This is a genomic window from Streptomyces sp. NPDC001410, assembly GCF_042895235.1.
Lineage (GTDB): Bacteria > Actinomycetota > Actinomycetes > Streptomycetales > Streptomycetaceae > Streptomyces.
This window is the reverse complement of sequence record NZ_JBIAWE010000042.1, coordinates 1-20,726: the sequence shown is the minus strand read 5'-3', so window position 1 is coordinate 20,726 and position 20,726 is coordinate 1. Positions and strand designations below refer to the sequence as shown.

The 20,726-nt window shown below is 70.5% G+C and carries 17 protein-coding genes and 1 pseudogene; 8 read left to right on the top strand and 10 right to left on the bottom strand.

The features are described from left to right. Positions 1 to 104 precede the first annotated feature (104 nt). Positions 105 to 1,190: a tetratricopeptide repeat protein gene (locus ACFY3C_RS45305; protein ID WP_390775128.1), complete on the top strand. Its 1,086-nt coding sequence runs from the start codon at positions 105 to 107 to the stop codon at positions 1,188 to 1,190. Here ACFY3C_RS45305 and ACFY3C_RS45300 read toward each other — a convergent pair. Both ACFY3C_RS45300 and ACFY3C_RS45295 read right to left on the bottom strand, forming a co-directional pair. Continuing rightward, positions 1,072 to 1,767, bottom strand: coding sequence for a response regulator (locus tag ACFY3C_RS45300; protein ID WP_390775127.1), 696 nt, complete (start codon positions 1,765 to 1,767; stop codon positions 1,072 to 1,074). The genes ACFY3C_RS45305 and ACFY3C_RS45300 overlap by 119 nt on opposite strands. Next, complete coding sequence (locus ACFY3C_RS45295; RefSeq protein ID WP_390775126.1) at positions 1,764 to 3,392, bottom strand: ATP-binding protein; 1,629 nt, start codon at positions 3,390 to 3,392, stop codon at positions 1,764 to 1,766. Before ACFY3C_RS45295 ends, ACFY3C_RS45300 begins: the two co-directional genes overlap by 4 nt. Before the next feature lie 151 nt (positions 3,393 to 3,543). Between ACFY3C_RS45295 and ACFY3C_RS45290 the strand changes: the two genes are divergently transcribed. Beyond that, positions 3,544 to 4,932 carry a cation:dicarboxylate symporter family transporter gene (locus tag ACFY3C_RS45290; protein ID WP_386578893.1) on the top strand — a complete coding sequence of 463 codons (1,389 nt, stop codon included), beginning with the start codon at positions 3,544 to 3,546 and terminating at the stop codon, positions 4,930 to 4,932. Between the two features lie 143 nt (positions 4,933 to 5,075). Here the strand turns inward: ACFY3C_RS45290 and ACFY3C_RS45285 are convergent, their stop codons facing one another. Beyond that, complete coding sequence (locus tag ACFY3C_RS45285; protein WP_386578891.1) at positions 5,076 to 5,699, bottom strand: TetR/AcrR family transcriptional regulator; 624 nt, start codon at positions 5,697 to 5,699, stop codon at positions 5,076 to 5,078. A gap of 145 nt (positions 5,700 to 5,844) precedes the next feature. Between ACFY3C_RS45285 and ACFY3C_RS45280 the strand changes: the two genes are divergently transcribed. Together ACFY3C_RS45280 and ACFY3C_RS45275 are read left to right on the top strand one after the other, a co-directional pair. Next, positions 5,845 to 7,536, top strand: coding sequence for an MFS transporter (locus ACFY3C_RS45280; protein WP_390775125.1), 1,692 nt, complete (start codon positions 5,845 to 5,847; stop codon positions 7,534 to 7,536). A 100-nt stretch (positions 7,537 to 7,636) separates the two neighbouring features. Then, entirely contained in the window at positions 7,637 to 8,404 is a 768-nt protein-coding gene (locus ACFY3C_RS45275) for a DUF2127 domain-containing protein (protein ID WP_390775124.1), read from the top strand. Between the two features lie 23 nt (positions 8,405 to 8,427). Here ACFY3C_RS45275 and ACFY3C_RS45270 read toward each other — a convergent pair whose 3' ends face one another. The 3 genes from ACFY3C_RS45270 to ACFY3C_RS45260 form a co-directional block, all read right to left on the bottom strand. After that, entirely contained in the window at positions 8,428 to 8,847 is a 420-nt protein-coding gene (locus ACFY3C_RS45270) for a hypothetical protein (protein ID WP_386578886.1), read from the bottom strand. A gap of 68 nt (positions 8,848 to 8,915) precedes the next feature. Further along, positions 8,916 to 9,809, bottom strand: a complete 894-nt coding sequence (locus tag ACFY3C_RS45265; protein WP_390775123.1) for an aldo/keto reductase — start codon at positions 9,807 to 9,809, stop codon at positions 8,916 to 8,918. Between the two features lies 1 nt (position 9,810). Beyond that, positions 9,811 to 10,722: an NAD-dependent epimerase/dehydratase family protein gene (locus tag ACFY3C_RS45260; RefSeq protein WP_390775122.1), complete on the bottom strand. Its 912-nt coding sequence runs from the start codon at positions 10,720 to 10,722 to the stop codon at positions 9,811 to 9,813. A gap of 45 nt (positions 10,723 to 10,767) precedes the next feature. Here ACFY3C_RS45260 and ACFY3C_RS45255 point away from each other — a divergent pair, with 45 nt between their 5' ends. The 4 genes from ACFY3C_RS45255 to ACFY3C_RS45240 all read left to right on the top strand — a co-directional run bounded on the left by ACFY3C_RS45255 (position 10,768) and on the right by ACFY3C_RS45240 (position 14,481). Continuing rightward, positions 10,768 to 11,289, top strand: coding sequence for an Lrp/AsnC family transcriptional regulator (locus tag ACFY3C_RS45255; protein ID WP_386578882.1), 522 nt, complete (start codon positions 10,768 to 10,770; stop codon positions 11,287 to 11,289). Positions 11,290 to 11,318: 29 nt separating this feature from the next. Next, entirely contained in the window at positions 11,319 to 11,747 is a 429-nt protein-coding gene (locus ACFY3C_RS45250; protein ID WP_390775121.1) for a MerR family transcriptional regulator, read from the top strand. A 14-nt stretch (positions 11,748 to 11,761) separates the two neighbouring features. Beyond that, entirely contained in the window at positions 11,762 to 12,076 is a 315-nt protein-coding gene (gene trxA / locus ACFY3C_RS45245; protein WP_389181926.1) for a thioredoxin, read from the top strand. A gap of 182 nt (positions 12,077 to 12,258) precedes the next feature. Then, complete coding sequence (locus tag ACFY3C_RS45240) at positions 12,259 to 14,481, top strand: HelD family protein (protein ID WP_390775120.1); 2,223 nt, start codon at positions 12,259 to 12,261, stop codon at positions 14,479 to 14,481. A 113-nt stretch (positions 14,482 to 14,594) separates the two neighbouring features. Here the strand turns inward: ACFY3C_RS45240 and glgB are convergent, their stop codons facing one another. The 4 genes and pseudogenes from glgB to ACFY3C_RS45220 all read right to left on the bottom strand — a co-directional run. Further along, a complete protein-coding gene (gene glgB / locus ACFY3C_RS45235) occupies positions 14,595 to 16,838 on the bottom strand; it encodes a 1,4-alpha-glucan branching enzyme (RefSeq protein WP_390775129.1) in 2,244 nt (747 codons plus the stop codon). Positions 16,839 to 17,068: 230 nt separating this feature from the next. Beyond that, complete coding sequence (locus ACFY3C_RS45230) at positions 17,069 to 18,493, bottom strand: maltokinase (RefSeq protein ID WP_390775119.1); 1,425 nt, start codon at positions 18,491 to 18,493, stop codon at positions 17,069 to 17,071. A 93-nt stretch (positions 18,494 to 18,586) separates the two neighbouring features. Continuing rightward, positions 18,587 to 20,287: a maltose alpha-D-glucosyltransferase gene (gene treS / locus ACFY3C_RS45225; protein WP_390775118.1), complete on the bottom strand. Its 1,701-nt coding sequence runs from the start codon at positions 20,285 to 20,287 to the stop codon at positions 18,587 to 18,589. After that, positions 20,284 to 20,726, bottom strand: a pseudogene (locus ACFY3C_RS45220) (alpha-1,4-glucan--maltose-1-phosphate maltosyltransferase); the annotation flags it as partial. The pseudogene ACFY3C_RS45220 and the gene treS, both read right to left, overlap by 4 nt.

The following is a 20,726-nucleotide window of genomic DNA, read 5'->3' as shown; positions in this document are numbered from 1 at the left end:
GAGTTCAACCGCCGCCGACACCCGGCTGACTCGGCAGCCAAAGCATCCTCACCCAGCCCGGAAGGCCTCTACAGGAAACGGACTTAACGTCCTCTCAGGACGGGGTGTTGCGGGACGAAGGGGATGCGGCGCGGGACCGTGTGCTGGCGTTCTACCTAAGGCTCGCCTCGGCGGCTGACGACCGTTTGCGCTGGCTGCCGGGCAGACCGGAGCCGGATCGCTTCGCGGACCGAGCGCACGCACTGGCCTGGCTGGACGCCGAGCGAACGGGCCTGGTGGCGGCAGCGCAATGGGCGCAGGAGGAGCGGCTCGCTCAGACCGCAGCACGACTGGGCGAGTGCCTGATGGAGTACCTGGACTGGCGACGGTACTTTGACGACTGGATTGCTGTGGCCGCCACTGCTCTGGAAGCCATGCGACTCACAGGGAGCCCCGTGGACGAGGGCAACGCCTGGAACAGCTTCGGCCTCGTGTTGCGGAAGGTAGGTAGGCCACAGGAGGCGATCGACGCCCACGTGCGTGCCCGCGATCTGCACCAGGCCTCGGAGGACCCGCACCGCGAAGCCATCGCATGGGGCAATCTCGGTCTGTCCATGCAAGCCGCAGGCCGGTTACCTGAGGCGATCGACGCGCATGCTCGTGCATGCAACCTGTTTCAGATCACTCAGGACCGAACTCAGGAAGGCACCGCGTGGAGCAATCTCGGTGTCGCCTTGTGGGAGTTGGGTCATACGGAGGAGTCGATTGATGCCCTGGTGCTTGCCCGTGATCTGCACCGGGCAACCGGAGACCGCATCCGTGAAGGCAACGCCTGGAACAATCTTGGCCTAGCCCTGCTGAAGGCCGACCGAACCGACGAGGCCATTGAAGCCTGGGGTAACGCGTTGGACATCTTTCGAGAGAACGAGAACTGGTACGGGGCGGGCAAGAGCCTCCACAATCTCGCCCTTGCCCACACAGTCGCCCAGAGCCCCGCCTATGCCCGGACCTGCTGGCTTCAGGCCGCTGACGCGTACATCCGCGGCAACGCTTCCGACCAAGCCGAACTGGCCCGCGCCCGAGCCGAAGCCCTCACTGCCTCTGCGACACCCAGCGATACACCAACTCCGGCCTCCCCACCTGGCCGTACAACGGACTCCTCCCAGCCCTCCCCGCCTCCACCAGATGCTCCAGATACCGCCGAGCAGTGATCCGCGAGATCCCCACCGCCTCCGCGACCCCCGCCGCCGTAACCCCCTCCGACGCCTCCCGCAAAGCACCCGTGACTCGCTCCAGCGTCGGCGCGCTCAACCCCTTCGGTAGCGCCGCAGGCGAAGGTGCCCGGAGCGCAGCCAACGCCCGATCCACCTCGTCCTGCCCGCTCGCCTCCCCCACCGCCGCATGGAACTCGGCGTACCGCACCAGCCGGTCCCGCAGCGTCGCGAAGGTGAACGGCTTCAAGACGTACTGAACGACCCCCAGCGAAACGCCCTCCCGCACCACCGCCAGATCCCGCGCCGACGTCACCGCGATCACGTCCGCGTGATGCCCGGCCGCCCGCAGCGACCGCGCCAGCTGCAGCCCGTGCACATCCGGCAGATGCAGGTCCAGCAACAGCAGGTCCACGGGCGTACGGTCCAGGAAGCGCCGCGCCTCCGCGCCCGTGTGCACCTTGCCCACCGCCACGAATCCCGGCACCCGGCCGACGTACATGACATGCGCGTCGGCGGCCACCGGGTCGTCCTCGACGACGAGGACGCGAATGGGTTGCGAAACCGAACCCGTCATCTGCTGTCACCCACCGACGAGCGCAACGGCAACCGCACCTCGAACACCGCTCCGCCCGCCCCTTCCTCGTCGGACTCCGCCACCGTCAACGTCCCGTCGAGCCGGGTCACCGCCTGCCGGACCAGGGCCAGACCCAGGCCCCGCCCGCCGGGTCCCGCCGGCTTCGTCGTGAACCCCCGTTGGAATACCAGGTCGGCATGGGCGGGGTCGACACCAGGTCCCGTGTCGGACACGCGCAGCACCAGTTCGGCGGCCGAGGCATACGCCGTCACGGTCACCCGCGCCTGCGCACTGCCCTGGGCCGCGTCGACCGCGTTGTCGATCAGGTTGCCGAGGACGGTCACCAGGTCCCGGGGCGACAGCTCGGCGGGGAGCACGCCGTCGTCCAGCCGGCTGTCCGGCGACACCACCAGCTCGACGCCCCGCTCGTTCGCCTGGGCCGTCTTGCCCAGCAGCAGGGCGGCCAGTACCGGCTCGCTCACGGCGGCCACCACCTGGTCGGTGAGGGCCTGGGCCAGCTCCAGTTCCGCCGTCGCGAAGTCCACCGCCTCCTGCGCCCGGCCCAGCTCGATCAGCGAGACGACCGTGTGGAGGCGGTTCGCCGCCTCGTGGGCCTGCGAGCGCAGGGCTTGGGTGAAGCCCCGCTCCGAGTCCAACTCGCCCATGAGGGATTGGAGTTCGGTGACGTCTCGCAGGGTCGCGACGGTGCCGCGGCGCTCGCCCCCGGACACCGGTGAGGTGTTCACCACCAGCACCCGGGACGCCGTCAGGTGCACCTCGTCCACGCGCGGCTCCGACGACAGGAGCGCCCCGGTCAGCGGAGCGGGCAGGCCGAGGTCCGCCACCGACCTGCCGATGACGTCCTCCTCCTCGCCGACGCCCAGCAGCTCCCGGCCGCCGTCGTTGATCAGCGCCACCCTGAACTGTCCGTCGAGCATCAGCAGCCCCTCGCGGACCGCGTGCAGCGCCGCCTGGTGGTAGTCGTGCATCCGGCTCAGCTCGGCCGCGTTCATGCCGTGGGTGTGGCGGCGCAGACGGGCGTTGACCACGTACGTGCCGACCGCGCCCAGCAGCAGTGCGACGCCGGCCACCCCGAGCAGGGCCGCGACCTGGCCCCGGACCCGTGCGCTGATCGCCTCGACCTTGATGCCGGCGCTGACCAGGCCGACGACCCTGCCGTTCTCCTCCACCGGGGTGACCGCGCGGACGGACGCGCCGAGGGTGCCGGTGTAGGTCTCGGTGAAGGTGCGGCCGTGCTGGGCGGGGCCGATGCGGCCGAGGAAGTGCTTGCCGATCTGCTTCTCGTCGGGGTGGGTCCAGCGGATCCCGGACGGGGTCATGATCGTCACGAAGTCGACGTTCGCGTCCCGCATGACCTGCATCGCGTAGGGCTGGAGCCGCTCGGTCGGATCGGGGGTGTGGATCGCCGAGCGGACCGAGGGGGAGTCCGCGATCGAGCGGGCCACGGCCGTCGCGTGCCGGGCGGCCGCGTCCTCGGCCTGCCGTTCGTCGCTGACGTAGGTGAACAGCGCGTACCCGGCCACGACCACCGCTATCAGCACGGCCTGCATGGCGAACAGCTGGCCGGCCAGGCTGCGGGGGCGGGGGAGGGACGGGAAGCGCATGTCAGCAGTGTGCCTCTCGGGTTAAGCATGAACTAAATGAACGGAAGGGTGACCGCCCTCACAGACCGGGAGATAGTCCAGGCATCCCCCACAACCCCCGGACGTGAGCCGCACGCCGGTGATGCCGACGAAGACGTCAAGGAGGGCAGCCGTGGCCGCCAGTTCCCCCGATACGGCACCTGCCGCACCCCGCGTGAAGCGGGACCGGACCCACTACCTGTACATCGCCGTCATTGTGGCGGTCGCGCTCGGTATCGCCGTGGGGCTCATCTGGCCCGATGCCGGAGTCGAGCTGAAGCCGCTGGGCACCGGCTTCGTGAACCTGATCAAGATGATGATCTCGCCGATCATCTTCTGCACGATCGTGCTCGGCATCGGCTCCGTACGCAAGGCCGCGAAGGTCGGTGCCGTCGGCGGTATCGCGCTCGGCTACTTCCTCGTGATGTCGCTCGTCGCCCTCGCCATCGGCCTCGTCGTCGGCAACGTCCTGCACCCGGGTGACGGGCTGCACATCACCAACGCCCTCAAGGCGACCGGACACGACCAGGTGTCCCCCGACGCGCTGCCGCCGGTCGACTTCGTCCTGTCGATCATCCCGCTCACCTTCGTGTCCGCGTTCACCGAGGGCCAGGTGCTGCAGACCCTGCTGGTCGCGCTGCTCACCGGATTCGCGCTGCAGGCCATGGGGCCGGTCGGGCAGCCGGTGCTGCGGGGCATCGAGCACATCCAGCGGCTGGTCTTCCGCATCCTGTCCATGGTCATGTGGGCCGCGCCGATCGGTGCCTTCGGTGCCATCGCGGCCGTCGTGGGCTCCGCCGGTCTGGACGCGCTGAAGTCCCTCGCCGTGCTGATGCTCGGGTTCTACGTGACCTGCTTCCTGTTCGTCTTCATCGTGCTCGGCGCGCTGCTGCGGCTCGTCGCGGGGCTGAACATCTTCACGCTCTTCAAGTACCTCGCCCGCGAGTTCCTGCTGATCCTTTCGACCTCGTCCTCCGAGTCCGCGCTGCCGCGGCTCATCGCGAAGATGGAGCACCTGGGCATCAGCAAGCCGGTCGTCGGCATCACCGTGCCGACCGGCTACTCCTTCAACCTCGACGGCACCATGATCTACATGACCATGGCGTCCCTCTACATCGCCGACGCCCTGGGCACCCCGATGTCCATCGGCGAGCAGATCCCGCTGCTGCTCTTCCTGCTGCTGGCCTCCAAGGGCGCGGCGGGCGTCAGCGGCGCGGGCCTGGCCACGCTGGCCGGCGGTCTCCAGTCGCACAAGCCCGCGCTGGTCGACGGCGTCGGCCTGATCGTCGGCATCGACCGCTTCATGAGCGAGGCGCGTGCACTGACCAACTTCGCGGGCAACGCGGTCGCCACCGTCCTGGTCGGCACCTGGACGAAGGAGATCGACAAGAGCCGGGTCAGGCAGGTCCTCGCCGGTGAGCTGCCGTTCGACGAGACGACCCTGCTGGACGAGCACGAGGCCGCGGCCAAGGAGCTTCCCGAGCCTCGCGAGGACGGCGAGAAGGAGCTGGCCAAGGCCTGATCCCTGAGAAAGCTCCGGACGTCCGGCCCCGCCTGAACCCGGGCCGGGCGTCCGGGAACCGCCGCCGGGCGGCTGGGTCTCCCCCCGTTGACCCAGCCGCCCGGCTTCCATCTCTTCCGGGGTCTACGACTCTCTTCCGGGGTCTACGACTCCCCACTCACCTTGGCCACCAGCTCGGTGGCCGTGGAGGCGGGTACGCCCGCCGCGGTCAGTACGGTGACCGTGGCCGAGCGGCCCGCCTCCTTTGCTGTCACCAGGCCGTCGTTCACCGCCTCCGTCACCGCGAACAGCATCTGCTCGTGCACGTACGCGAGGGCCGGCGCGGGCAGCGGGGAGCTGAAGACGCCCTCGTCCAGGCCGCGTTGGAGCAGCTGGATCTTGTTCTCGCGCAGGGGCGCGAGGCGTTCGCGGATGCCCTGCACGGTGACCGTGCGCTGGGCCAGGGCGACCAACAGCCGGTAGCGGTCGGCGATCTCCCAGATCGCGAGCACCGACCGGGCCACCGCCTCCGCCGGGTCGGCCACCCCCGCACGGGCCCCCGCGTCCGCCTCCGCCAGCGCCTGAACCGCTCCGTCGACGAGCGTGCTGATCAGCGCCTCACGGCTCGGGAAGTGCCCGTACACCGTCCGCCGTACGACCCCCGCGGCCCGCGCGATCTGGTCCATGGAGGCGTCGGGGTCGCGCAGCAGCTCGACTAGGGCGACGTCGAGGATGCGGCGCCGGTTGGCGTCGGCGCGGCTGGAGCTACCCGTGGTCATGGCAGTCATTCTGCACGCCCCTCCTCGGCCCGCACGGTGCTGTGCAACCTCCGCGACTTGCACAGTGCTGTGCAACAACGTACATTGCACATGGCTGTGCAACTGCACGCCACTGTGCAAGTCCCGTCGCGTACCGAGGAAGGCGACCCCTGCCATGCGACTCGTCATGAACGAACCGGTCGAAAGGACGGACCGGCCCTACGCCCGACGCTGGTGGGCGCTCCTCGTGCTCTGCCTGAGCCTGCTGATCATCGTGATGGCCAACACCGCCCTCACGGTCGCGGCGCCCGACATGACCCGGGACCTCGGTCTGTCCAGCGCCGACCTGCAGTGGGTGATCGACGGCTACACCGTCCCGTACGCGGCGCTGATGCTGCTGCTCGGCGCGATCGGCGACAAGTACAGCCGCCGCGGCGCCCTCGTCCTCGGCCTGGTCGTCTTCGGCGGCGGAGCGATCGCCGGCTACCTCGCGGACAGCTCCACGGCGGTCATCGCGGCCCGCGCCGTGATGGGTGTCGGCGCCGCACTGATCATGCCCGCCACGCTCTCCCTCCTCGCCGCGACCTTCCCGCGCGCCGAGCGCGCCAAGGCCATCACGCTGTGGACGGCCACCGCCGGGCTCGCCATCGCCGCCGGACCCGTGGTCGCGGGCGCCCTGCTGCGCGACCACGGCTGGTCCTCGACCTTCCTGATCAACGTGCCCATCGCCGCGCTGGCGATCGTCGGCGCCCTCGTCCTCGTGCCGCCGTCCAAGGCCGGGCACCACGACCGCATCGACTACGTCGGCGGACTGCTGTCGGTGATCTGGACCGGCTCGCTGGTCTACATGATCATCGAGGGGCCGCACTTCGGCTGGGGCGCCAAGGCCGTCACCGCCGCCGTCCTCGCGGGCGTGGGCCTGGTCGCCTTCGTCATCTGGGAGCTGCGCCACCCCCGTCCGATCCTGGACGTGCGCCGCTTCGCCGACCGCCGCTTCGCCGGCTCCAACCTCGCCGTCGCCCTGTTCTTCCTCGCGGTCTTCGGCGCCTTCTACTACCTGACCCAGCACCTGCAGTTCGTCCTCGGCTACGACGCCCTGGAGACCGGCGTCCGCATGCTGCCGCTGGCCGGCGCGGTCTTCGTCGGCTCGGCCCTCACCGGCTGGCTCACCCCGCGCGTCGGCATGAAGCTCACCGTCACCGCGGGCATGGTCGGCGGTACGACGGCACTGGCGCTGCTGACCCGGGTCGACGCGGGCTCGACGTACACCGACTTCCTGGCCCCCCTGATCATCCTGGGCCTCGCCATCGGCCTCGCCCTCTCGCCCTGCACCGACGCGATCATGGGCGCCTTCCCGGAGTCCGAGCTGGGCGTCGGCGGCGCGGTCAACGACACCTCGCTGGAGCTGGGCGGCTCGCTCGGCATCGCGATCCTCGGCTCGCTGCTCGCCACCTCGTACGGCGACCACCTCACCGACGCCACAGCGAGCAGCAAGCTCCCGGCGAGCGCCCTGGAGACCGCACAGGACTCCGTCGGCGCCGGGTACGCCGTCGCACAGGGCATCGGCGAGAAGGCGCACCAACTGGCCGCACAGGCCGCGCGGACGAGCGACCCGCAGCAGGCCGCCCAGCTCAAGCAGCAGGCCGCCCAGCTCGCCTCCGGCGCCCACCGGATGGCCGACGCGGTCGGCTCCTCCTTCTCCGACGCCGTCGCCCACACCAGCCTGATCGGCGCGGTGATCCTGGGCATCGGCACGCTCCTGGTGGCCGTACTGCTGCCGCGCCGCGAGGCCGCCGTACAGGACGAGGCCGCCGTAACGGAGCAGCAAGCCGAGGAAAAGGAACTGGCGGCAAGCGCAGCCGGCTGACCCCTCACGGCGTCTTCTCACCCGCGTCGTCTAACGTGCCGTTCCGGAACCGGAGCGGCACGTTCACGCGTGTTCCCGAACGAGCATGGAGGCACGGGGGATGAAGATCGACTGGGACCGGCGGACCTGCGCGCGGAAGGGGCATGTGACCTACGCGCCCGATGATCCCCGGCTGCGGGTACGGCTGCACGCGGAGACCGCGCTCGGTGACGTGTGGCGCTGCCTGCGCTGCGGGGACTTCGTGCTGGGTGAGCCGCACGGCTCGGGGCCGGCCGACGAGGCGCCGCTGGTGCCGCGCGGGAAGGTGCTGCGGGACCTGTTCATCCTGCGCTTCCTGGCGATCGAGCGGGCGGTGCGCGGGGTGTTCATCGTGCTGGTCGCGGTCGCGGTGTGGAAGTTCAGCAACAGCCAGGACGCGGTACGGAGGCTGTTCAACGACTATCTGGACGTCTTCCGGCCGGTGTTCCGGCACTTCCACTACGACCTCGACCACTCACCCGTCGTCGGCTCCATCCAGAAGGCCTTCGGCTACAAGCACGACACGCTGCTGCTGGTCGCGGCCCTGCTCCTCGCATACGCGCTGATCGAGCTGGTCGAGGCGGTCGGCCTCTGGTACGCCAAGCGCTGGGCGGAGTACCTGACGGTGGTGGCCACCGCCGCCTTCCTCCCGCTGGAGATCTACGAACTCACCGAGCACATCAGCTGGTTGAAGATCACCACGCTCGTCCTCAACATCCTCGCTGTCCTCTACATCGCCCTGACCAAGCGCCTGTTCGGCCTGCGCGGCGGCCGCCGCAAGTTCGAGGAGGAGCGGCACAGTGCCTCCCTGATGGAGGTGGAGGAGTCGGCCGGGGTGGCCGTCGGCTGAGCCGACCCCCACCCCCGGCCGGATCAGGCTGTCAGAAGCCCGATTCCCACGCTGACCACGCCTACGGCGAGCGCGACGGCCCCGGCCCACACCAGCGCGAACATCCCGTTCGGGCGGTCGATGTCGCCGGGGCCCATGGAGGAGGCGAAGAAGCCACCGGGCAGCAGGATCGCCGCGGCCGGGACCCCGAGGCGCGCGATCCAGCCGACCGCGCCGGACAGGCCGGCCGCGTCGGCGTACAGCAGACACACCAGGCTGAGGATGACGAGCACACCGGCGTGCGCGTGGCCCGCTCGGGCGAACGACTTCTGGAACGGTGTCATCGGCACCATGCCGCGCACGATGCGGGTCATGAACCAGCCGCCGATCTCGATGGTCGGGACGGTGAGCAGGACGATGCCGGCGAGGATGCGGCTGGCGTCGGTGAGGTGCAGGGCGTCCATGCGAATCTCCTGGCTTCATGGGGCGGTGGGGTGGTTCTTCGGTCCGTGCCGGTGACGGGGGAGGGGATTCACGGCGTCCGCGTGGACCGCGTCAGCCGGGTCAGCTCCTCTTCGCTCAGCACCAGGTTCGCTGCCCCGGCCGAGTTCCGGACAGTCTCCGGACGGCTCGCTCCCGGGATCGGGACCACGGTCGGGGAGCGGGACAACAGCCAGGCGAGTCCCACCTGTTGGGGGCTCACCCCGCGTTCCTGGGCCACCTCGTGGAACGCCACGAACCGTGCGCTGCCCGCGAGCCTCGACGGCCCGTCCAGTGAGCTTCGCGAGATCCCGCCGAGCGGGCTCCAGGGCAGGAAGGCCAGCCCCAGCTCCGCGCACAGCCGCAACTCGGGCTCGCTGTCGCGGACCTCGGGGGAGTAGCGGTTCTGGACCGACGCCAGCCGGTCGCCGAGGATCGCGCGGGCGCGGTGGATCTGGTCCGTGGTCACGTTGGAGAGGCCCGCCAGGCGGATCTTGCCCTCGTCCAGCAGGTCGCGCAGCGCGCCGACGGAGTCCTCGAAAGGCACGGCCGGGTCGGGCTTGTGCAGCTGGTAGAGGCCGATCGCCTCGACGCCGAGCCGCTTCAGGGAGGCCTCGGCGGCCGTCCTGAGGTGCCGGGGCGAGCCCGTCACCGTCCAGCTGCCGTCGGCGGGGCGGCCCCGGCCGCCCTTGGAGGCCACGAGCACACCGTCGGTGTCACCGCCGTAGGCCGCGAGGGCACGGGCGAGGAGGAGTTCGTTGTGGCCGGGGTCCTGGCCCGGCAGGTGGTAGGAGTCGGCCGTGTCCAGCAGGGTCACGCCGGCGTCGAGGGCTGCGTGCACGGTGGCCAGGGCGCGTCGCCCGTCGGGCCGGCCCTCGATCGACAGCGGCATGGCGCCGAGCCCGACCGCGCTCACCTTCAGCCCGCCAAGGGTGCGGTACCGCATGTCAGTCGTCCTTTCCGAGGGTCTCGGCGACGGCCTTCGGCAGCCACTGCCGTACGTCACCGAAGGTGAAACCGAGCCGCGTGGCCCGGGAGTTGTCCATGCCGTAGCGGCGGCGGAAGGCGAAGGGGGAGACCTCCCCGCACTCGGTCACCTCGAACACCGGTGCGCCGCCGGGGAGTTGTGCCGCCACGGCCGTACTCAGCTCGTCCAGTGCCAGCAGGCCGTGGGAGGCGGCGTTCACCGGGCCCGTGAAGTCCTCGCCGGCCACCCAGAACAGGAAGTCGGCGATCTCCTCGACGTGGATGTACGTCGCCGGGTGCGTGACCGGTGGTACGGCGACGGGGGCGCCGGTGCGGATGCGGTCGGCGTAGTGCTGGAGGCGGCCCGTGAAGTCGTCGTCGCCGCCGAGTACGTGGGCCACCCGGACGGACACGAACGGGAACGCGGGGTCCGTCGTGAACACCGCCTCCGCCTGCCGCTTGCCCTCGCCGTAATGGGACTCCAGGAACTCGGGCTCGTCCCAGGGCAGTTCCAGGTCCACGGCGACCGTGGCCGGGTCCACGGCACCCTCCGGTACCAGTTCCTCGGAGTCCTCGTGCTCGTACACCTCCACAGTCGAGGTCATCACATAGCGGCCGGTGCGCCCGGCGAAGACACGGCGGGCGACGGCCGCCTGGCGCGGGGTGTAGCAGACCTGGTCGAGGACGACGTCGAACACCCGGGTGCCGACGGCCTCGGCCAGGGCCTTTTCGTCGTCGCGGTCGGCCACCAGATGCACCACACCAGGCGGCGGTGCGGACGAACCCCGATTCAGGACGGTGACCCGGTCGCCGACCGCCACCAGACGGGCGATCAGCCGCTTGCCGAAATAGCGGTTGCCGCCGATGACCAGTACCTCTCGCGCCTTTCGCATGGCCATAATTCTCCGGGCGATACAGCCGTTCCTGAAGGGGGAGACATGGGAGATACGGTCACCGCACCGAAAGAACAGCGGCATCTGCGGGCCGTCACCAACGAAACACCAGTGGCCTTCGACGCGGTGGACCGGCAGCTCCTCGAACTGCTGCAGACCGACGGCCGGATCAAGCTCAGCGAACTGGGCCGGCGGATCAGCCTGAGCCCGGCGGCCGTCGCCGAGCGGGTGCGCCGGCTGGAGGCGGCCGGGGTCGTCGAGGGATACGGCGCGCAGGTCGCGCCCACCCGCCTCGGCTACGGCATCCAGGCCTTCATCCGGGTCAACCCGCACGGCGGGTACACCCTCAAGCACCCGAGAACCCTTGAGCTGCTCGACCGCCCGGAGATCACCGAGGTGCACCACGTCGTAGGGGAGGACTGCTGGATCCTCAAGGTCGCCGTCACCGACACCGTGCACCTGGAGGACGTCCTGGAGCAGACCTCGGCGCTGGGCCGTACGACGACCTCGATCGTGCTGTCCTCACCGGTGCGCCGCAAGCCCCTGCTGCCGCCCGTCTTGCCTTGACGCCGACGTCAACACCTACGGTCGTGGGTATGCGAATCGGCGAGCTGGCCGCACGGGCCGGGACCACCACCCGCACCCTGCGCTACTACGAGGCACGGGGGCTGCTGCCCGCCCGGCGCGACGACAAGGGACACCGCACGTACGACGAGGCCGACGTCAGGCTGCTCCGGCAGATCCGGACGCTGCAGGACTTCGGGTTCGACCTGGAGGAGACGCGGCCGTTCGTGGAGTGCCTGCGGGCCGGGCATCCGGAGGGCGACTCCTGCCCGGCGTCCCTCGTGGTCTACCGGCGCAAGCTGGACGAGCTGGACGCGCTCATCGGGCAGCTGACGGCGGTGCGCGAGCAGGTCGCGGGGCAGTTGCGGCGGGCCGAGGAGGCCCGGGACGGGCTGGCCGCCGAGGCGCGGGTTCCGGGGGGTCCGGAACCGGTGTGCGAGCTGGGAGGGCTGACGCGGTGAGTTTGGTGAGCGGACTGGCCGAGGTGACGGACGCGGACTTCGAGGCGGAGGTGATCGGCTCCGACCTTCCGGTGCTGGTGCAGTTCACCGCCGACTGGTGCGGGCCGTGCCGGCAGCTGGCGCCCGTGCTGAAGGACATCGCCTTCGAGGAGGGCGACCGGCTGAAGATCGTCCAGCTGGACGTGGACCGCAATCCGTCCACGACGGTCGCCTACGGCGTGCTGTCCACGCCGACCCTCATGGTCTTCCGGGACGGTGAGCCGGTGCGGTCGATGGTGGGGGCCCGGCCCAAGCGGCGGCTGCTGGAGGAGCTGGCCGACGTGCTGTGACGCCTGTGGGGTAAAGCGGGACCGGCCACGAAAAATCCCCCGAGCAATTGCGCTCGGGGGATTTCTGTGCGTATATTCAGTGGTTCGCGACTTCAATTCGGAGCAGTCGCGGAGAAGTTCAGTGAGCACAGTATATCCGGGCGGGAGCGGAATTGTCAAACAGCGAATTTCCAGTTGATGAATTGCGCCACGAGCAGGAATTCATCGACGGACTGTACGCGCGCGTGGACGTGCTGCGCGGCGAGGCAGAGACCTCGGTCGCGGACGCGCTCGCCCAGGGCGACAAGCCCATGCAGGCCCGGCTGGAGCGGGACATCCTGGTCGCCGAGCGCTCGGGGCTGGTCGCCGCGCTGAACGCCGTCGACGGCTCGCTCTGCTTCGGCCGGATCGACATGGCCGACGGCGCGGTCCACCACATCGGCCGGATCGGGCTGCGCGAGGACGACGCCGAACACACCCCCGTCCTCATCGACTGGCGGGCCGACGTCGCCCGTCCCTTCTATCTGGCCACCGGTCACACCCCGATGGGCCTGCGCCGCCGCCGGCACATCGCCACCCAGGGCCGCACGGTGACCTCGCTGCACGACGAGATCCTGGACCTCGGCGACGCCACCCGCACCGGTCACGAGGACCCGACCGGGGACGCCGTGCTGCTGGCCGCGCTCAACTCGGCGCGCACCGGCCGGATGGGCGACATCGTGCAGACCATCCAGGCCGACCAGGACCGCATCATCCGGGCACCGCACCGCGGGGTGCTGGTCGTCGAGGGCGGCCCCGGCACCGGCAAGACGGCGGTGGCGCTGCACCGGGCGGCCTATCTCCTCTACGAACACCGGGAGCTGCTGGCCCGCCGCGCGGTCCTCATCGTCGGACCCAACCCGGCCTTCCTCGGCTACATCGGCGAGGTGCTGCCCTCCCTCGGCGAGACCGGAGTGCTCCTGGCCACGGTCGGCGAGCTGTTCCCCGGCGTGAAGGCGACGGCGACCGACGGCCGGGAGGCGGCCGCGGTGAAGGGCCGCGCCGACATGGCGGCCGTACTCGCCGAGGTCGTACGGGACTGGCAGTCGCTGCCCGATCCGGTGATCGCGATCGAGCACGACCGCGAGATCCTGATGCTCGACGACGGCCTGGTGAAGGTCGCCCGCGAACGCACCCGCGCCGCCAAGCTGCCGCACAACGTGGCCCGGGAGTACTTCGAGGGCCACATCCTCAACACGCTCACCGAGCTGTACGCCGAGCGCGTGGGCACCGACCCGTACGACGGCAGCAGCCTGCTGGACGCCTCCGACATCACCCAGATCCGCGACGAGCTGGCCGAGAACCCCGAAGTCTGGGCGGCCATCGACCAGTTGTGGCCGCGCCTGACGCCGCAGCGCCTGATCGCGGACTTCCTCGCCGACCCCGTGGGCTACGTCTGTGACGACGACGCGGCCGCCATCCGCCGGCCGGTGACCCGGGAGTGGACCGTGGCCGACGTACCGCTGCTCGACGAGGCGGCCGAGCTGCTCGGCGTGGACGAGCGGTGGGCGCGGGCGCGGGCGGAGCGGGAGCGGGAGACGCAGGTGGCCTACGCGCAGGGCGTGCTCGACGTCTCCTACGCCTCCCGCACCTACGAGTTCGAGGACAAGGAGGACGGTGACCCCGACGCCTCCGAGGTCCTGTCCGCCCACGACATCATCGACGCCGAGCGGTTCGCCGAGCGCCAGGAGGAGGCGGACCACCGCAGCGCCGCCGAGCGGGCCGCGGCCGACCGGACCTGGGCGTTCGGGCACATCATCGTCGACGAGGCGCAGGAGCTGTCGCCGATGGCGTGGCGGCTGCTGATGCGGCGCAGCCCGACCCGCTCGATGACCCTGGTCGGCGATCCGGCCCAGACGGCGGAGGCGGCGGGCGTCGGCTCCTGGTCGAAGATCCTCCGTCCGTACGTCGAGGACCGCTGGGAGCACACGCGCCTCGGCGTCAACTACCGCACACCGGCCGAGATCATGGACCTCGCGGCCGCCGTCGTCCGCGCCGAGAACCCCGACTTCGAACCCCCGAGTTCGGTCCGTTCGACCGGCGTACGGCCCTGGGTGCGCGCCACCGACGACCTGCCCGGCGCCGTGGCCGAGGCGGTCGCGGAGCTGACGCCCACCGAGGGCCGCCTCGCGGTCATCGCCCCGCGCCACCTGCACCGCAAGCTGGCCGCACGGCTGGACGGGGTGACGGCGGGCGCGGAGCCGGACCTGACGCAGACCGTCGTCCTCCTCGACCCTCGCCAGTCCAAGGGTCTGGAATTCGACTCGGTGCTGGTCGTGGAGCCGGCCCGCTACGGCACCAGCGACCTGTACGTGGCCCTGACTCGGGCCACGCAACGGCTGGGCGTGCTGTACACCGGGGAGCTGCCGAAGGCGCTGGCTGGATAGTCAGCCCCTCCGGCGTTCGAGGAGCGGGGGTCCAGGGGGCAGAGCCCCCTGGCGGGGTCGAAGGGGCGGAGCCCCTGGGGATGGGACGGGTAGGGGCGGCGGGGGCGAGAGACCTACGCCGGTCGTAGCCACACCGTCGCCAGGGGCGGCAGCGTCAACCTGATACTCGCCGGGCGGCCGTGCCAGGCCTGGGGTTCCGGCTTCACGGCGTCCGGGTTGGTGACGTCGCCGCCCCCGTAGCGGGCCGCGTCGGTGTTGAGGACCTCCAGCCAGGCCGGGACGTCCTCGGGGACACCGACGCGGTAGTCGTGGCGGACCACGGGGGCCAGGTGGGAGACGGCGAGCAGCGGGGTGCCGTCGGCGGAGTGACGCAGGAACGCGAAGACGTTGTCGTCCGCCGCGTCCCCCGTGATCCACTGGAAGCCCGCCGGATCGGTGTCGCGCTGCCACAGGGCCGGGGCGGCGCGGTAGCCGGCGTTCAGGTCGCGGACCAGGTCCCGGACGCCCCGGTGGTCCGCCTCCGCGCCGTACGAGGGGTCGAGCAGCCACCAGTCCGGGCCGTGCGCCTCGGACCACTCGGCGCCCTGGGCGAACTCCTGTCCCATGAAGAGCAGTTGCTTGCCGGGGTGGGCCCACATGAAGCCGAGGTAGGCGCGGTGGTTGGCGCGCTGCTGCCACCAGTCGCCCGGCATCTTCGAGACGAGGGACCGCTTCCCGTGCACGACCTCGTCGTGGGAGATCGGCAGCACGTAGTTCTCGCTGTACGCGTACACCATCGAGAAGGTCATCTCGTGGTGGTGGTACTTGCGGTGGACGGGGTCGTGGCTCATGTACTGCAGCGAGTCGTGCATCCAGCCCATGTTCCACTTCAGGCCGAAGCCCAGACCGCCGAAGCCGCTCGGGCCCCTGTGGTGGGTGGGTCGGGTGACACCGTCCCAGGCGGTGGACTCCTCCGCGATGGTCACCACCCCGGGGCAGCGGCGGTACACGGTGGCGTTCATCTCCTGGAGGAAGGCCACCGCGTCCAGGTTCTCCCGGCCGCCGTGCTCGTTCGGCGTCCACTGGCCGGGCTCGCGCGAGTAGTCGAGGTAGAGCATGGAGGCGACGGCGTCCACCCGCAGCCCGTCGATGTGGAACTCCTCGCACCAGTACACGGCGTTCGCCACCAGGAAGTTGCGCACCTCGCGGCGGCCGAAGTCGAACTCCAGGGTGCCCCAGTCGGGGTGCGCGGCCCGCAGCGGGTCGTGGTGCTCGTACAGTGGGCGCCCGTCGAACTCGGCCAGGGCCCAGTCGTCGCGCGGGAAGTGCGCCGGCACCCAGTCCATCAGGACCCCGATGCCGGCCTGGTGCAGCCGGTCCACCAGGTACTTGAAGTCGTCCGGGGTGCCGAGCCGGGCCGTCGGGGCGTAGAAGCCGGTGACCTGGTAGCCCCAGGAGCCGCCGAAGGGATGCTCGGCGACCGGCATCAGCTCCACGTGGGTGAAGCCCATCTCCGCGACATACGCAGGGAGTTGGTCGGCCAGCTGGCGGTACGTCAAGCCGGGCCGCCAGGAGGGCAGATGGACCTCGTACACGGAGAACGGCGCCTCGTGCACGGGCGTGTCGGCGCGGTGGGCCATCCACTGTGCGTCGCCCCACTCGTGGTGCGAGGCGTGCACGATCGACGAGGTGGCCGGCGGGACCTCGGTGCAGCGGGCCAGCGGATCGGCGCGCAGGGTGCGCGAGCCGTCCGGGCGGGTGATCTCGAACTTGTACAGCTCGCCCTCGCCGATGCCCGGCACGAACAGCTCCCACACCCCCGAGGAGCCGAGCGAGCGCATCGCGTGTCCGCCGGCGTTCCAGAAGTTGAAGTTCCCCGCGACGCGCACACCCCGCGCGTTCGGCGCCCACACCGAGAACCGGGTGCCGGTCACGCCCTGGTGGGTCAGGACATGCGCGCCGAGCACTCGCCACAGCTGCTCGTGCCGGCCCTCGCCGATCAGATGCAGGTCCAGTTCGCCGAGCGTGGGCAGGAAGCGATAGGCGTCCTCGGTCTCGTGGACGGTGCCGTCGTACGTCACCAGCAGCCGGTAAGCGGGGACTTCGGTGAGCGGGAGCAGCCCGGAGAAGAAGCCGTCCCCGTCGTCGTGCAGGTCCGCCCGTAGATCGCCGGAGACCACGGTGACCGCCTGCGCGTAGGGACGGAACGCGCGGAAGGCGACCCCGCCCGGGACCGGGTGGGCGCCGAGGACGGCGTGCGGGGCGTGGTGGGCGCCGTGCAGCAGCCGCTCACGGTCGCCGGCATCGATCGCGGGGGAGACGGCGACCTCGGTGGGGCGCTCCCGGGCGGGCGGTTCGGGCTTGCGGGCGCGCGGGATCGAGGCGGAACCGGTCTTCGCGGCAGAACCGGATTCCCCGGCGGCAGTGGTCTTGGCAGGGACCTTCTTAGCTGTGACCTTCTTGGCAGGGACCTTCTTGGCTGCGGTCTTCTTGGCCGCGGCCTTCTTCCCGGCCCTGGCCTGCTCGGCTGCGCTCGTCTCCTCTCTGCTCTGCTCGGCCTTGCTCGTGCCGGACTTGTTGGTCTTCGAGGTGGCAGGCTTCTTGGACGTCACGGACGGGTCTCCCGGGCGAAGGTCGGGTCGGACGTGGCGAGGCGGCGGACCGCGGTCAGGGGTACGGGCAGCCAGTCGGGGCGGTGGCGGGCCTCGTAGACGACTTCGTAGACGGCCTTGTCGGTCTCGTAGGCCCGCAGCAGCACGGGATCGGTGCGCGGGTCGCGGCCGGCCACCTCCGCGTACCCGGTGCAGTACGCGGCCCAGCAGCGCTCGGCCCAGCCCGGCGCGGGCGGGCTCACCGAGCGTGCGGCGTAGTCGAAGGAGCGCAGCATCCCGGCGATGTCCCGCACCGGTGGCTGTGGCAGGCGCCGTTCGGCCAGCGGCCGGGCCGGCTCGCCCTCGAAGTCGATCAGCGACCAGGCGCCGGACGGCGAGCGCAGACACTGGCCGAGATGCAGGTCGCCGTGGATGCGCTGGGCGGTCCAGGTGCGCCCCTCGGCGGCCAGCTCGTCCAGCGCCGCATAGGCGGAGCGCAGCCCCTGCTCGTACGGCCTGAGCGCCGGCACGGCTTGGACGGCCGCCGTCAGCCGCTCGGTCATGCCGTCCACCAGCAGCCGCAGCTGGGCATGGCCCAGGGTGACCGTCGGCAGGGCGTGGGCGAGGGCGGTGTGCACCTCGGCGGTGGCCCGGCCCAGCGCCCGGGCCTCGGCGACGAAGTCCTCGCCCTTGGCCAGCTCGCGCAGCGCCAGCTCCCAGCCGTCGGCCGCGCCGCTCACGAATGGCTGGAGCACGGCCAGGACGTACGACGCGTCGGCCTCGTCGGCGGGTTCGGCCCGCAGCCACGCGGTCGGCGCGGGCACCCGGGCGCAGCCCTCGCGGGCCAGGGCGCGCGGTATCTCCAGGTCGGGGTTGATGCCGGGGACCACTCGGCGCAACAGCTTCAGGATGAACGTATCGCCGTAGACGATCGAGGAGTTGGACTGCTCGCCGGTCAGTAAACGGGCCACCAGTCCCTCCCGGATCTCCTGGTCCGGGTCCCGTTCGAACCGAAGCCCGCCGACGCGCGCCTGGGTGCGCAGGGCCTCCAGGAGAACGTCGGCGGGCCGGGGGTCGTACAGGGCCTCGTACACCGTGCGGCCGGCGAGCGGGCCCTCGGTGACATGTCCGATGAGCGCGGGTGCCAGCCGGGGCGGCAGCGCCTCGCGCACGCCTATCAGCAGCTGGTAGCAGTCGCCGGGGTGCGCCGGGGCGCCGAGCACGGGTGGCTGGTGGACGCGCAGGAGCAGGTGGTGGAGCCCCAGCCGACCGTCGTGGGGCAGTAGTTCGGTGGCCGCCACCTGGGTGAACCCGGTGACCGGGCGGCCTTTGCCGGCGAACCAGCGCTGTCTGGGCAGCCACTCGCGCAACAGGGGTTCGAGCGAGGCGAGGAGGCGACCGGAAGAGGGTGTTGTACTGGAAGGTGTGACCGTATCCGCCATGGGCGTCACGTCCTTTCCCCGGGTCGTCGGGGTGTGACTGATGCGTGCCCCGGGTGGGACGGCGGAAACCGGCCGCCGTCCCACCCGGCCGGACTACGCGGCGTCCCGGCGCAGCCGGAACCAGTAGAAGCCGTGCCCCGCCAGGGTCAGCAGGTACGGCAGCTCGCCGATCGCCGGGAACCGCACCCCGCCGAACAGCTCGACCGGATGCCGCCCGCCGAACCGCCGCAGGTCCAGCTCCGTGGGCTGTGCGAACCGGGAGAAGTTGTGCACGCACAGCACCAGGTCATCGTCGAATTCGCGGAGGAAGGCGAGGACGGCGGGGTTGGAGGACTGCAGTTCGGTGTAGGTGCCGAGTCCGAAGGCGGGGTTCTGTTTGCGGATCTCGATCATGCGGCGGGTCCAGTGGAGCAGGCTGGACGGCGAGGACATGGAGGCCTCGACGTTGGTGACCTGGTAGCCGTAGACGGGGTCCATGATCGTGGGCAGGAACAGCCGGCCGGGGTCGGAGGAGGAGAATCCGGCGTTGCGGTCGGGGGTCCACTGCATGGGGGTGCGCACGGCGTCGCGGTCGCCGAGCCAGATGTTGTCGCCCATGCCGATCTCGTCGCCGTAGTAGAGGATCGGTGAGCCGGGCAGGGAGAGCAGCAGGGCGGTGAACAGCTCGATCTGGTTGCGGTCGTTGTCGAGCAGGGGGGCGAGGCGGCGGCGGATACCGATGTTGGCGCGCATACGCGGGTCTTTCGCGTATTCGGCCCACATGTAGTCGCGTTCCTCGTCGGTGACCATTTCGAGGGTCAGCTCGTCGTGGTTGCGCAGGAAGATGCCCCACTGGCACTTGGCCGGGATGGCGGGGGTCTTGGCGAGGATCTCGGAGACGGGGTAGCGGGACTCGCGGCGGACGGCCATGAAGATGCGCGGCATCACGGGGAAGTGGAAGGCCATGTGGCATTCGTCGCCGCCGGAGGCGTAGTCGCCGAAGTAGTCGACGACGTCCTCCGGCCACTGGTTGGCCTCGGCCAGCAGCACCGTGTCGGGGTACTGGGCGTCGATCTCCTTGCGCACCCGCTTCAGGAACTCGTGGGTCGCCGGCAGGTTCTCGCAGTTCGTGCCCTCCTGCTGGTACAGGTACGGCACGGCGTCCAGGCGGAACCCGTCGATACCGAGGTCCAGCCAGAACTTCAGCGCGGAGATCATCTCCTCCTGCACGGCCGGGTTCTCGTAGTTGAGGTCCGGCTGGTGCGAGAAGAAGCGGTGCCAGTAGTACTGCTTGCGTACGGGGTCGTACGTCCAGTTGGAGGCCTCGGTGTCGACGAAGATGATCCGGGCGCCCTGGAACTGCTTGTCGTCGTCGGCCCAGACGTAGTAGTCGCCGTACGGACCGTCCGGATCCCGCCTCGACTCCTGGAACCACGGGTGCTGGTCGCTGGTGTGGTTCATGACGAAGTCGATGATGACGCGCATGCCGCGCTGGTGGGCGGCGTCCACGAACTCCACGAAGTCGGCCAGGTCACCGAATTCGGGGAGGACGGCGGTGTAGTCGGACACGTCGTAACCGCCGTCCCGCAGGGGTGACTTGAAGAACGGCGGCAGCCAGAGGCAGTCCACGCCGAGCCACTGCAGGTAGTCGAGCTTGGCGGTCAGACCCTTGAGGTCGCCGACGCCGTCACCGTTGCTGTCCTGGAAGGAGCGGACGAGTACCTCGTAGAAGACGGCGCGTTTGAACCACTCCGGGTCCCGGTCCTTGGCGGGAGTGTCCTCGAAGGTGTCCGGGACGGGCTCGTTGACGATCATATTGTGGGTGACCCTCCGATCTGCGGGGTGGACGGTCGCAGAACCGAGAAGACATGCGCGGGCCTGTGGCCCGGTTCGAGTCGCACATAGTTGGCCCTGCCCCAGTGATAGGTCTCGCCGGTGAGCTCGTCGCGCACCGGCACCGACTCGTGCCAGTCCAGGCCGAGTTGCGGCATGTCCAACGAGACCGTGGCCTCCTGGGTGTGGTGGGGGTCGAGGTTGGCGACCACCAGAACCGTGTTCGATCCGCTCCGCTTCGAGTAGGCGATCACCTCGTCCTTGTCGGCCTGGTGGAAGTGGAGGTCGCGCAGTTGCCGCAGAGCGGGATTGCGGCGCCTGATGTCGTTGAGCTTGGTGATGAGGGGGGCGAGGGTGCGGTCCTCGCGTGCGGCGGCGTCCCAGTCGCGGGGTTTGAGCTGGTACTTCTCCGAGTCGAGGT